General features: G+C 71.2%; 14 protein-coding genes and 1 tRNA gene. 5 read left to right on the plus strand and 10 right to left on the minus strand.

What is annotated here, in order from left to right:
* Window position 1: 1 nt before the first annotated feature.
* Window positions 2–292, minus strand: a complete 291-nt coding sequence (locus JUB13_RS28885; protein WP_207485586.1) for a YggT family protein — start codon at window positions 290–292, stop codon at window positions 2–4.
* 453 nt (window positions 293–745) lie between these two features.
* Here JUB13_RS28885 and JUB13_RS28890 point away from each other — a divergent pair.
* From JUB13_RS28890 to JUB13_RS28900, 3 genes are all read left to right on the plus strand, one after another.
* Window positions 746–821: transfer RNA gene (locus JUB13_RS28890), tRNA-Ala, on the plus strand.
* Between the two features lie 272 nt (window positions 822–1,093).
* Complete coding sequence (locus JUB13_RS28895) at window positions 1,094–1,348, plus strand: hypothetical protein (RefSeq protein WP_207485588.1); 255 nt, start codon at window positions 1,094–1,096, stop codon at window positions 1,346–1,348.
* 163 nt (window positions 1,349–1,511) lie between these two features.
* Window positions 1,512–2,222, plus strand: coding sequence for a phosphatase PAP2 family protein (locus JUB13_RS28900; protein WP_207485590.1), 711 nt, complete (start codon window positions 1,512–1,514; stop codon window positions 2,220–2,222).
* 40 nt (window positions 2,223–2,262) lie between these two features.
* Here JUB13_RS28900 and JUB13_RS28905 read toward each other — a convergent pair whose 3' ends face one another.
* From JUB13_RS28905 to JUB13_RS28930, 6 genes are all read right to left on the minus strand, one after another.
* Window positions 2,263–3,453: a PAS domain-containing sensor histidine kinase gene (locus tag JUB13_RS28905; RefSeq protein WP_207485592.1), complete on the minus strand. Its 1,191-nt coding sequence runs from the start codon at window positions 3,451–3,453 to the stop codon at window positions 2,263–2,265.
* An 85-nt stretch (window positions 3,454–3,538) separates the two neighbouring features.
* Entirely contained in the window at window positions 3,539–4,228 is a 690-nt protein-coding gene (locus JUB13_RS28910) for an ABC transporter permease (protein ID WP_207485594.1), read from the minus strand.
* Window positions 4,229–4,235: 7 nt separating this feature from the next.
* A complete protein-coding gene (locus tag JUB13_RS28915) occupies window positions 4,236–4,940 on the minus strand; it encodes an ABC transporter permease (RefSeq protein ID WP_207485596.1) in 705 nt (234 codons plus the stop codon).
* 168 nt (window positions 4,941–5,108) lie between these two features.
* Complete coding sequence (locus tag JUB13_RS28920; RefSeq protein ID WP_207485598.1) at window positions 5,109–5,948, minus strand: lysine/arginine/ornithine ABC transporter substrate-binding protein; 840 nt, start codon at window positions 5,946–5,948, stop codon at window positions 5,109–5,111.
* A 152-nt stretch (window positions 5,949–6,100) separates the two neighbouring features.
* Window positions 6,101–6,925: an ABC transporter ATP-binding protein gene (locus JUB13_RS28925; RefSeq protein ID WP_207485600.1), complete on the minus strand. Its 825-nt coding sequence runs from the start codon at window positions 6,923–6,925 to the stop codon at window positions 6,101–6,103.
* Window positions 6,926–6,984: 59 nt separating this feature from the next.
* Window positions 6,985–7,491: a mechanosensitive ion channel family protein gene (locus JUB13_RS28930; protein WP_207485602.1), complete on the minus strand. Its 507-nt coding sequence runs from the start codon at window positions 7,489–7,491 to the stop codon at window positions 6,985–6,987.
* A gap of 269 nt (window positions 7,492–7,760) precedes the next feature.
* Between JUB13_RS28930 and JUB13_RS31925 the strand changes: the two genes are divergently transcribed.
* Together JUB13_RS31925 and JUB13_RS28940 are read left to right on the plus strand one after the other, a co-directional pair.
* Window positions 7,761–8,483, plus strand: coding sequence for a PEP-CTERM sorting domain-containing protein (locus JUB13_RS31925; protein WP_268914433.1), 723 nt, complete (start codon window positions 7,761–7,763; stop codon window positions 8,481–8,483).
* A gap of 76 nt (window positions 8,484–8,559) precedes the next feature.
* Window positions 8,560–9,030 carry a YiiD C-terminal domain-containing protein gene (locus tag JUB13_RS28940; RefSeq protein ID WP_207485604.1) on the plus strand — a complete coding sequence of 157 codons (471 nt, stop codon included), beginning with the start codon at window positions 8,560–8,562 and terminating at the stop codon, window positions 9,028–9,030.
* A gap of 78 nt (window positions 9,031–9,108) precedes the next feature.
* Here JUB13_RS28940 and copM read toward each other — a convergent pair whose 3' ends face one another.
* The 3 genes from copM to JUB13_RS28955 all read right to left on the minus strand — a co-directional run.
* Window positions 9,109–9,537, minus strand: coding sequence for a CopM family metallochaperone (gene copM / locus JUB13_RS28945; protein ID WP_207485606.1), 429 nt, complete (start codon window positions 9,535–9,537; stop codon window positions 9,109–9,111).
* 14 nt (window positions 9,538–9,551) lie between these two features.
* Complete coding sequence (locus JUB13_RS28950; protein WP_207485608.1) at window positions 9,552–9,761, minus strand: heavy-metal-associated domain-containing protein; 210 nt, start codon at window positions 9,759–9,761, stop codon at window positions 9,552–9,554.
* A gap of 132 nt (window positions 9,762–9,893) precedes the next feature.
* Window positions 9,894–11,137, minus strand: a 1,244-nt coding sequence (locus tag JUB13_RS28955) for a tetratricopeptide repeat protein (protein ID WP_207485610.1), incomplete at its 5' end; no start/stop codon positions are given.

Consider the following 11,137-nt stretch of genomic DNA (forward strand, 5'->3'; position numbering starts at 1 on the left):
GTCAGTACACCAGCCGTGGCGTATATTCGCTCAGCAGGTTCTGGGCGAAGGACAGCAGCAGGATCAGCACGATGGGCGAGATGTCGATGCCGCCGAGATTGGGAAGGATGCCGCGGATCGGGCGCAGCAGCGGGTCGGTCACCCGCTCCAGGAAGTCGCCGATCATGTAGACCACGCGATTGCGGGTGTTGATGACGTTGAACGCCACCAGCCAGCTCAGCACCGCCGAGGCGATCAGCAGCCAGATCAGGATTTCGAGGATCGTTTGGATCAGGGCGATCAACGACAGCATGCGCGCGGGGCCCGGGCTCTTCGAAGGTGTGGCGCACCCTAACCGCGGCTACCCCCACTGGCAAGCCTGGACCGGGCCGCCGGCCCCTCCGCCGAGACGAAGCGCCGGGCCCGGTGCCGCCGGTCGCCCGGCGCCGCCGGGCCCTGCACCCCGCGATCGTCTGAGGCAAGCGCCCGCTCCCTCGCGGAGGGTCGAACCCCTGCATCCGCCATGATGCACCTGCGAAGGGGGCCGGGCAAGCTGTACGTCTGTACAAGGCAGCCATGGTGGGCAGCCATGCCAGGGCAGGCATGACGGAGCCGGCGTTTCGGGGCAGCCATGATGGGCAGCCATGCCGACGCCCGCGGAAGATCACCGCCGACGCGGCCTTGCGCTATTGACAGTGGGGGGTCCGATGACCAATATCCCGACCGTCTCGTCGCCGGGCCCGTCCCGCGGCGGGCCCAGCACGGTGGGGCCGTAGCTCAGCTGGGAGAGCGACGCGTTCGCAATGCGTAGGTCGGGAGTTCGATCCTCCTCGGCTCCACCAATTCCTCCCCGATCAGTTCCAGCGTGATTTCAGAGACGGCACCCGCCCCTCGACGGGTTGCCGCGAGCTTTTCACGTCCGTTCGTGCACGCCGCGCGGGATCCCTGGGTAATCCGGGTCCGGAACTGACCCGGGCGTGGCTACCGCCAAGAGCGAAGCCCTGCCCGGCCGGCGAGCCGCACCCGCCCGAAAGCCGCTTCCCTCGATGCCCAGGCCCGTTCCCGTGCGCGCTGGCATAGCCTGCTTTCCGAAACCTCCGGGAAGCCGTGTGCCATGTCTGCGATCGATCACGTCGAGAAGTTGAAGCGGGAGATGCTGCTGATCCGCTCGGCCTACCAGCTGGGGCTGATCGAGGCCTCGTCGAGGCCGCGGCCCGAGAAGGACCTCTCGCGCTGGCTGCCCTCGGTGCGCACGGCCTACCTCTTCGCCCTGCTGGTCCAGTCGCCAGACGCCGTCACCTCCGAGGAGCTGACGCTGATGGACTGGAACGTCCTGTCCGGGATCGAGATCCGCCACGCGCAGAAATAGGCGGCGGGCGCGCTCGCGCCCCGCGCCGCGCCGCGCCGCGCTGCGGGATCCACGGCCCCGCGGCCTCCCTCCACGGCGCGCATGGATGAAACGCGCCCTTCCGGCTATCTCTTGTTCACGCGGCGCGGCCGGGCCATCTGCCCCGCCGGAACGGGGGGCAGGAATGCTGGGGGCGAGGCTGCAGGTCTGGCGAGATGCGTTCGGGCGTGACCTCGGCCCGCTCGGGGTGCTGTTCGCGGCGCTTCTGGGGGTCCTCAGCTTCGGCATGATCGCGGCCGAGGTCGTCGAGGGCGACACCCATGGCTTCGACCGCATGCTGCTGCTGGGGCTGCGCAGCGCGGCCGATCCCAACGACCCGCTGGGCCCGCCCTGGGCCGAACGCATGGCCCAGGACATCACCAGCCTGGGCAGCTTCACGGTGCTGGGCCTCGTGACGCTGGGCGTCATCGGCTACCTGCTGGTCGCGCGCCGGGCCCGGGCGGCGCTGCTGGTGCTGGCCTCGATCGGCGGCGGCATGGCGCTGAGCTCGCTGACGAAGCTGGTCTTCGAGCGGCCGCGCCCGGACCTCGTCTCCCATCTGACGGCGTTCCAGACCGCGAGCTTCCCCAGCGGGCACGCCATGCTCTCGGCCGTCACCTACCTGACTCTGGGGGCGCTGCTGACCCGCATCGCCGCCGGGCGCGCGCTGAAGGCCTATTTCCTGGGGGCGGCGTTGACGCTGAGCCTTCTGGTGGGGTCGAGTCGGGTCTATCTCGGCGTCCACTGGCCGACCGACGTGCTGGCCGGCTGGTGCCTGGGCGCGGCCTGGGCCATGACCTGCTGGGCCGTCGCGCTGTGGCTGCAGCGCAGGGGCGAGATCTCGCCGCCGGAATAGGATCGGCTGGGCCCGCGCGGCCGGTCGAAGGGACGCGGGGTCAGCCCGCGGCGCGGGAGGCGGCAGCGCTGGCGGCTGTCGGGGCCGGGCGCAGGCGCGCGGCGGGAAAGACCAGCCGCACGGTCGTCCCCTCGCCGGGGGTGCTGTCGAGCCGCAGGCGGCCGCCATGCAGCTCCACGAGTCCGCGCGTGAGCGGCAGGCCGAGCCCGGTGCCCTCGTAGGGCCGGTCCAGTCCGGCGGCTGCCTGGCCGAACGGCACCATCACGCGCTCGAGATCCTCGGCCGCGATGCCGATGCCGGTGTCGCGCACGATGATGGCGAGTTCGGCCTCGGGCGTCACCTCGATGGCGACGCTCACGCGGCCGCCCTCGGGGGTGAACTTCAGCGCGTTGCCGATCACGTTGAACAGCATCTGCTTGAGCTTGCGCTCGTCGGCCAGCAGGCCGACCGGCGCCGCCCCGGCGGTCAGGTCGACCAGCGCCACCCCGGCCTGGTCGGCGCGCTGGCGCAGCAGGCGCAGGCAGGTGCCCACGGCCGCGGCGGGCATCACCAGATCCTCGCGCAGGGTCATCTGGCCGGCCTCGACCTTGGCGAGGTCCAGAATGTCGTTGATGACCTGCAGCAGGTGGCTGCCGCTGTCGTGCACGTCCCGGGCGTACTCGGAATAGAGAGGGTTGCCGATCGGACCCACGAGCTGGTCGCGGATGATCTCCGCGAAGCCGAGGATCGCGTTCAGCGGCGTGCGCAGCTCGTGGCTCATGTTCGCGATGAACTCGGTCCGGCCCCGCCGCGCCAGCTCGGCCAGCTCATGCGCCTCGCGCAGCCGCTCCTCGGCCTCCAGCCGCGCGCGCAAGTCGCGCAGGACCACGAGCCTGTGCCCCGCGACCGGCGGCCCGGCCGCGAGCTCCACCGGGATCCGGCCTCCATCGTCCCGCGGCGCCCAGCCGCGCGTCGATGCCGTCTCCTCGTCCGGCAGGCCGCAGCCCAGCAGGTCCTCCAGGGTCCGCCCCGCGGCCCGGCCGGCAGGGATGCCGAGAAGCTGCTCGGCCGCGCGGTTGCATCCGGCGACGGAGCCGTGGGGGTCGATCTCCAGCACGGCTTCGGGCAGCCCGTCCAGCAGCGCGGCGCACCGCCGCGCCCGCATCCCGGCAACCCTGCGGCGCAGGGTCGCGGGACGCGCGCCGTGCGACGGAAGCGCGAATGGCTCGACGGGAGGAACGGGCTGCGTCATGAACCGTGAGTACAGGGAACCGACTAGAACCACCTTATTGCAACGAATTTCGGAATAAACCAGGGCAGAGTAACTACCCCTTTGGTCAGGTTGCGCGGCGGAGATGCGGCGTCAGACGCCATTCGACCAGGCTGATTACGCGGGAAACCACGAAATTCATCAGCAGGTAGATGGCACCCGCGATGATGAATATCTCGAATACTGCGAAAGTTTGCGATATCAGGCGCCGGGCGATGCCCGTGATCTCCAGCAGGGTGATGGTGCTGGCCAGCGAGCTGGCCTTCACCATCAGGATGATCTCGTTGCCATAGGCCGGCAGCGCCTGGCGCAGGGCGATGGGCGCGACGATGCGCCGATAGATCTGCATGCGCCCCATGCCCAGCGCCCGCGCCGCCTCGATCTGCCCGAAGGGCACCGACTGGACGCCGCCGCGGATGATCTCGCTGGTATAGGCCGCCGTGTTCAGCGCCAGCGCCAGGACGGCGCACCAGTAGGCCTCGCGCAGGAAGGGCCAGGCGAAGCTCTCGCGCAGGGCGGGGAACTGGCCGAGCCCGTAGTAGATCAGGAAGATCTGCACCAGCAGCGGCGTGCCGCGGAACACGAAGACGTAGGCCGCGGCCGGCCCGGACAGCAGCGGGTTGCGCGACAGGCGCATGACCGCCAGTCCGACCGCGATGCACAGGCCCAGCAGCAGCGAGAGGCCGACGAGCTGCAGCGTCAGCGGGGCGCCGCCCAGAAGGCGCGGCAGGCTCTCCCACATCAGGGTCAGGTCCATGCCGTCCTCATGCGCGCCGGACGCCGCGGCCCGCGTGCCGCTCGGCGCGCGCGAACGCGTAGGTCGAAAGGGAGGTCAGCAGCAGGTAGAGCACCGCCGCGGTCGAATAGAACAGGAAGGGGTTGCGGGTGGAGCCCGCCGCCAGATGGGCCGTGCGCATGATCTCGGCCAGCGCCGTGACGGAGATCAGCGAGGTGTCCTTCAGCGTGAGCTGCCAGACATTGCCGAGCCCGGGCAGGGCAAAGCGCAGCATCTGCGGCAGCAGGATCCGGAAGGTCACCTGGCGCGGCCGCATGCCGAGCGCGCGGGCCGCCTCGAGCTGGCCGTGGGGTACCGCCTGGATGGCGCCGCGGATCACCTCGGTCGAATAGGAGCCGGAGATCAGGCCCACGGCGATCACGCCCACGGTGAAGGCGTTGGGCTCGAAATAGCCGTCCAGCCCCATCAGCCCCGCGAACCAGCGCAGCAGGTTCCCGGAACCGAAGAACAGCAGGTAGATCACCAGCAGCTCGGGGATGCCGCGCACCAGCGTCGTGTAGACGTCGGCGATGGCGGCCGGGATCCGGCGCCCGGACAGCTTGGCCGTGGCGCCCAGCAGGCCGAAGACCTGGCCCAGCAGGAACGCGCCCAGCGACACCGCGACGGTCATCGCGGTGCCGGCCAGGAGCTCGTCGCCCCACCCCGTGTCGCCGTAGGCCAGCAGTTCGAACATGGTTCGGATGCGAAAGGGGCAGCGCCGCCCGGGGACGGCGCAGCCCTCCCTCCTCTGGAGCGGCCCGAGGCTCGCCTTGAGCCTCGGATCGCCCCCGGTTCATTGGAGTCGGAGCGGTTTCACGCGATCCGGCGTCCACACCGGATCGCGGTCCGCCCTAGCGGGAGGTCACTTCTTGATGGAAATGTCGAAGCCGAACCACTGGGTGCTCAGCTTGCCGATCGTCCCGTCGGCGGTCGCGGCCTGGATCGCCTTGTCGAGGTTGGCCTTGAGCTGCGCGTCGTCCTTGCGCACCCCCGCGCCGACTCCCACGCCGAGCACGCCGCCGGTGAAGCCAGGGCCGAACAGCGTGATGTCCTTGCCGCCCTCGGCCTGGGCCAGGGCCGCCGCGGCCGACCGGTCGGCCAGCACGGCGTCGATGCGCCCGGCGACGAGATCCAGCCCCGCGCTGTCGATCTTGTCGTAGGTCTTCATGCTGACGTCGGGGAAGTGCTTCTCCAGCATGTTGGCCTGGATCGTCGAGACCTGGACACCGACCGTCTTGCCCTTCAGGGCGGCCTTCAGCGCATCGATGGACTTCTGCTCGTCGCCGTCGACCTGGTCCAGCGTGACGCGCTCGGCGAAGCTGCCCTTGAGCAGCGGGCTGTTCTTCAGCGCCGCGAAGGAGGTCGGCTCCGAGGCGTAGGGCCCGGCGAAGTCGATGACCTTCTTGCGCTCGTCGGTGACCGACATGCCGGCCATGATCACGTCGTACTTCTTGGCCTGCAGCGAGGGGATGATGCCGTCCCAGTCCTGGGCGACGATCTCGCACTGGGCGGAGAGGCGCTTGCAGAGCTCGTTGGCGAGATCGATCTCGAAGCCCTCGAGCTTGCCGGCGGCGTTGGTGGCGTTCCACGGAGGATAGGCGCCCTCGGTGGCGACGCGGATCTTGCTTCCCTGCGCCTGCGCGACGCTGGCGGTCATCGCCAGGGCCGCGGCGGCGGCCAGCACCGTCAACGACTTCTTCACTTCACAGCCTCCTGATCCTGCTTTGTTGGTTCGATTTGATTCGTTGGCTAGGCGTACTTTTCCGGCCGTCCGTGTACGGCCGCGAAGATTCGACAACGCTTTCCGATTTCGTAGGGGGCGTCAAGCCTGACCGGCCAGCCAGGAATTGCGCATCAGGGATTGCGCGTCAGGAACTGGCGCGTGCGCTCTGAACGCGGGTCGCCGAAGACCTGGTCGGGCGGGCCCTGCTCCTCGATCCGGCCCTGGTGCAGGAAGATCACCTGGTTCGAGACCTCGCGGGCGAAGGCCATCTCGTGGGTCACCACGATCATGGTCGTCCCCTCCTCGGCGAGCTGGCGCATCACCCGCAGCACCTCGCCCACCAGCTCGGGATCGAGCGCCGAGGTCGGCTCGTCGAACAGCATCACCCGCGGCTGCATGGCCAGCGCCCGCGCGATGGCGACGCGCTGCTGCTGCCCGCCCGAGAGGTGGGCGGGATAGGTGTCCTCCTTCCCGTGCAGCCCGACCTTGTCGAGGAGGTCGCGCGCCCGGGCGACGGCCTCGTCCCGGGACACGCCGAGCACGTGGACCGGCGCCTCGATGATGTTCTGGAGCACGGTCATGTGGCTCCACAGGTTGAAGCTCTGGAACACCATTCCGAGCCGGGTGCGGATCCGGTCCACCTGACGGGCGTCCGCCGGCACGGTCCGGCCCAGCCGGTCGCGGCGCATGCGGATCAGCTCGCCGGTGATCCAGACCCGGCCGCTGTCCGGCGTCTCCAGCAGATTGATGCAGCGCAGGAAGGTCGACTTGCCGGAGCCCGAGGACCCGATCATGGAGATCACGTCGCCCTGGTGCGCCACCAGGGAGACGCCCTTCAGCACCTCGAGCTCGCCGAAATGCTTGTGCAGGTCCTCGACCACCACGGCAGCGGACGGATCGGGGGACGCGGGATCGGCGGAAGCGTCGTCCGGAAGGCCGGCGGAAGCCGTCTGCATGGGGCGGGAAACCGATTGGTCGTCTGTGATCGGAAGCTAGCTTGCGCCGCGAAGCGGTCTCAAGGGGTTTCTCGCCGCGGTGGCTGCGGCAGCCGCAGCGTGATTGCGTTGGTGAAGAGCTGCTGGTTGGGGATCAGGATCCGCGTGTCCTCGGTCTGCAGGACCGTGTAGCGCAGGTCGATGCGCATCACGGTGCCGTCGAAGCCCGCGACGACGATGTGATCGCCCCGGCGGAACGGACGATAGGCCAGCACCAGGACGCCGGCGAGCAGGTTCGACACGGCGTCCTTCAGCGCGAAGCCAAGGGCGAAGCCGGTCAGGCCCAGCCCCGCGATCAGGGCGCCGACGTTCAGGCCCATGGTACCGAGGCCGGTCACCACGCCGAAGGCGACGACGGCCCAGAGGGCGACCGTGCCGGCGAGGTCCCAGAGGTCGCCGTGATCGGGATGGGCCCGCTGGGCAAGGCCGCGGAACACGCGGCGCAGGACGAGCGCGGCGACAAGGGAGGCCAGGATGACGACGAGCCCGGCGCCGATGGCGGGAAGGGCTGCCGCCAGCCTGGCCACAAGGAGTTCCGAGGCATCCAACGACATGATACGCCGGAGCTAACGCGCGAGGGCGCCGGGGGTTGCATCCGCCAGGCGCGGGCCGCAGGGGACAGCAGACGGAGATCGGGCGCGGGCGTAAAGGATCCTTACAGCCCCCGGCCGCGGAACCGTCGGCGCGCTTTACAGTCCGGCCCGGCACCCGCCGCCATGCCCTTGACACGCCAACAATATTGCATTTGGCGTAATTCCTGCATGACCTCCACCAAACCCATAGGAGGAAGGCACGAATGCCGTTCGCCCGCATCCCCACCCTCGCCCGCACCCTCGCCCGGCCCCTCGCCGCAGCCGTCGTCGCGACCCTTCTGGCCTCCCGCGCCGCCGGAGCCGCGCCCGTGACCTTCGACTTCACGTCCCTTGGCTCCGACGGCACCCTGCTCGGCAGCGAGGCGACGGTGAACGGGATCAGGGCCTCGGGCTACACGCTGGGCCTCGCCTATGCGGGCCGCGCGAAGCTGTGGCTGAGCGACCGCGCGGGCGACCACGGGCTGGGCGTGTGCTCGGAGGGGCCGGCAGCCTGCCTCGCGGGGAGCGGCGATGCCGGCGAGATCGACGATCGCGGCAGCTTCGAGGGAATCCTTCTCGAGAACACGCTGGGCGGCCAATGGACGAGCCTCGTCCTGTCGTCCCTGGACGGACGCGGGACGGGCACCGTGCTCTGGGGCGACAGCCTCCTGGGCCTGCTGACGGGGGGCGGCCACACCTTCTCCCTCGGGGCCTTCGGCGCCTCGGCAGAGGCCGATGTCATGTCCCTGGTCGGGTCGTCCATCGACCGGTCGGCCCGCTACCTCGCCGTCATCGCCGGGCCGAGCCTCTGGGGCGACGGCAACGACTTCCTGGTCTGGAAGGGCGCCGTGGAGGTGCCTGGCCCCGTCGACGTGCCGGAGCCCGCGACCCTGGCGCTGCTGGGCTTGGGGCTCGCGGGGCTGGCGCGCCTGCGCCGCCGCGGCTGACCCCGCAGGGGCGGCGGATGGCGCGTCCGTCCCGCCGCTGGTACAAGGCGGGACGGGACGGACGGGGGATGAAGACGTGGACCGGGAGCAGCTTCAGGCCTACCTGCACCACGAGATCCCCCTCTCGCGCGAGATGGGTGTCGAGGTCGGCGCCATCACGCCCGCAAGCGTCACCCTCGCCGCCCCGCTCGAGCCGAACATCAACCACAAGTCGACGGTCTTCGGCGGCAGCATCTCGGCGCTCGGCATCCTGTCGGGATGGGCGCTGGTCCATCTCCGCCTGCGCCTTGCCGGGGTCGACGCCGAGCTGGTGATCCGGGCCAACCAGGTCGCCTATGGCGCGCCGGCCCGCTCGCGCTTCGCCGCGACCGCGATGCCATCGGGGACGGAAGCCTGGGACGGCGCCATCCGCCAGCTTCGCCGCGGGCGCATGGCGCGCTTCGCGGTATCGGCGGAAATCGAGGCCGATGGCGCCGTCTGTGCGCGGTTCACCGGTGAATACGTCGCGGTCCCGCGACGCTCCGCCGGCGGAGCGCAGGGCGCCTAACCGCGCTGAGCCAAAGCCCGGCGGCCCGGACCCTGAGGCCCGGGCCTAGCCTCAGGTCCGGGCCTCAGGGTCCGGGCTTCAGGGTTTCGGTGGGTTGCGGCGCAGCCAGTCCTGGAATTGCGCGACCTCCTGCGCCTGGGTCGCGACGACGGCCTCGGCGATCTTCCGGAGCTCGGGATCCCGGCCGTAGCGGAGCTGGATCTCGGCCATCGCGATGGCGCCGCGGTGGTGCGGGATCATCGCCGCGGCGAAATCGCGGTCGGGATCCCCGGTGAAGGGGATGTCCATCTCGGCATGCATGCGCTCGTTGGCCCGGCGGTACCGGTCCGCGACCTCGCGGGCGCGGGGGTCGGCAGGGGCCGCCGCCTCATGGGCTGAACCGTGGGCGGAGCCGTGCCCGGAGCCATGTCCGGACCCGTGATCCTGCTGCCCGGCCACGGGAATCGCGGCAAGGGTGGCGCCGGCCAGCGCCGCGGCAGCGACGCAGCGGAGGATGCGTGATTTCATGGTGCGCTCCCCCTTCAGGCCGAGGCCGCGGGGCCGACCACCTGGTAGCCCTCCTCCTCGATGGCGCCGCGGACCGCGGCCTCGTCGGGATCGCCATCGATCGACACCTCGCCGGTCTTGATGTCGACCAGCGCGCGCTCGACCTGGGGCAGCGCCTCGACCGCGCGCGTCACGGCCTGGGCGCAGTGCCCGCAGGTCATTCCAGTTACCTTGAGACGCAGCATCTGCGGATCCTCCTCATTCGTCGTGGGACGCAGGATGGGGCTTCCAGCGGCTGGAAGGTCAATGCCCCTTTCCGGGCCGGCAGGCGCGGAGGAACGGCACCGGCGGAGCGACGCGGGCAACCGCGCCGGCACTCAGCCGCCCTTCAGCGCCGCGATCCTGCCGTTCAGCTCGGCATGGGCCGGGGAGGCGGGGTCGAGCTGGCGCAGCAGGCGCTGCCAGAGCTCGCGCGCCCGCGCGGCATCGGCCGTGCGTGCCGCCTCCTGCCCGAGGTAGTAGAGAGCCTGCGGGTCGTCGGGCCGCTTCTGGAGAACGCTGGCCAGGGCGGCCGCGGCCTCGGCCGGAAGCGGCCCGCCCTGGCTGGGGTCCTCTGGCGCGGCATCGATCAGCGCCTCGGCATAGGCCGACAGCACCTCGGGATCCTCGGGCGCCGCCTGGCGCGCGGAATCCAGCGCGGCGCGGGCCTGCTCGGCCTCGCCGAGGACACGATAGGACCGGGCGAGCCGCAGCCAGCCCTGGGCATCGCCGGGATTCTCGCGCAGGCGCGCGGCAAGCCCCTCGACCATGCCGCGGACCATGCCCTGACGCTGCTCCGGCGTCAGGGCGGCGGCCTGGTCCATCTGCTCGCGGGTCGGACCGGCGCCCGAGCCGGTGGCCGGCGGGGAAGCCGCTTCCGGCGCCGCGGCGACGGCACGGGGCTCGGGCGTCACCGTGGCGGGATCGAGGTTGAGCTGCGCCGCGGCCTCGCCGATACGCTGGCGCACCACCGGCAGCCAGGGCGCGTCGGCCGGGCTGCGCCGGACCAGCTCGGCCCAGCGGTCGAGCGCGCCACGCCAGTCGCCGACCTGGGCCCGGGCCAGGGCCAGATAGTAGCGCGCCCGCGGATCGTCGGGATTGGCGGCCAGCGCCGCCTCGAAGACCTTCTCGGCCTCGCCGCTCACGCGGCCCTCGGCGGCCTTGAACAGCGCCTCGCCGAAGCTGGACGCCACCTCGGCATTGCCGCTGCTGACGCCCACGGCCTTGCGGTACGCCTCGGCGCTGTCCTCGAAGCGGCCCATGCGGTCGTAGACCTGGCCGAGCAGCAGCCATCCCTGGAGATCGCCGGGATTCGTCTCCAGGTGGCGCATGAGGTTCGCAAGCGCCGTCATCACCTCGGAGGGGGGGCCGGGGCGCTCGATCCGGCGCTCGGCGAAGGGCTGGGCCGGCAGGTCAGGCCGGCCCTGGTGGACATAGAGGCCCAGGGCGCTCAGCGGGATCACGACGCAGAGCACCGCTGCCACCCGGCCCGCATGGGCCGGCCGGGCCGCCGGCGTTCCGGCGCCGCGCGCCACCGGGGGCGCGGGGGAGGGGGGGGCCGGGGGGGGGCCGGGGGGGGGGG

Source organism: Arenibaculum pallidiluteum, assembly GCF_017355985.1.
GTDB classification, from domain to species: Bacteria; Pseudomonadota; Alphaproteobacteria; order Azospirillales; family Azospirillaceae; genus Arenibaculum; species Arenibaculum pallidiluteum.

What these genes read in the sequence shown, in the direction of transcription:
- JUB13_RS28885 (WP_207485586.1), bottom strand. Translation starts at nt 292, where the DNA reads ATGCTGTCGTTGATCGCCCTGATCCAAACGATCCTCGAAATCCTGATC.
- JUB13_RS28895 (WP_207485588.1), top strand. Translation starts at nt 1,094, where the DNA reads ATGTCTGCGATCGATCACGTCGAGAAGTTGAAGCGGGAGATGCTGCTG.
- JUB13_RS28900 (WP_207485590.1), top strand. Translation starts at nt 1,512, where the DNA reads ATGCTGGGGGCGAGGCTGCAGGTCTGGCGAGATGCGTTCGGGCGTGAC.
- JUB13_RS28905 (WP_207485592.1), bottom strand. Translation starts at nt 3,453, where the DNA reads ATGACGCAGCCCGTTCCTCCCGTCGAGCCATTCGCGCTTCCGTCGCAC.
- JUB13_RS28910 (WP_207485594.1), bottom strand. Translation starts at nt 4,228, where the DNA reads ATGGACCTGACCCTGATGTGGGAGAGCCTGCCGCGCCTTCTGGGCGGC.
- JUB13_RS28915 (WP_207485596.1), bottom strand. Translation starts at nt 4,940, where the DNA reads ATGTTCGAACTGCTGGCCTACGGCGACACGGGGTGGGGCGACGAGCTC.
- JUB13_RS28925 (WP_207485600.1), bottom strand. Translation starts at nt 6,925, where the DNA reads ATGCAGACGGCTTCCGCCGGCCTTCCGGACGACGCTTCCGCCGATCCC.
- JUB13_RS31925 (WP_268914433.1), top strand. Translation starts at nt 7,761, where the DNA reads ATGCCGTTCGCCCGCATCCCCACCCTCGCCCGCACCCTCGCCCGGCCC.
- copM (WP_207485606.1), bottom strand. Translation starts at nt 9,537, where the DNA reads ATGAAATCACGCATCCTCCGCTGCGTCGCTGCCGCGGCGCTGGCCGGC.
- JUB13_RS28950 (WP_207485608.1), bottom strand. Translation starts at nt 9,761, where the DNA reads ATGCTGCGTCTCAAGGTAACTGGAATGACCTGCGGGCACTGCGCCCAG.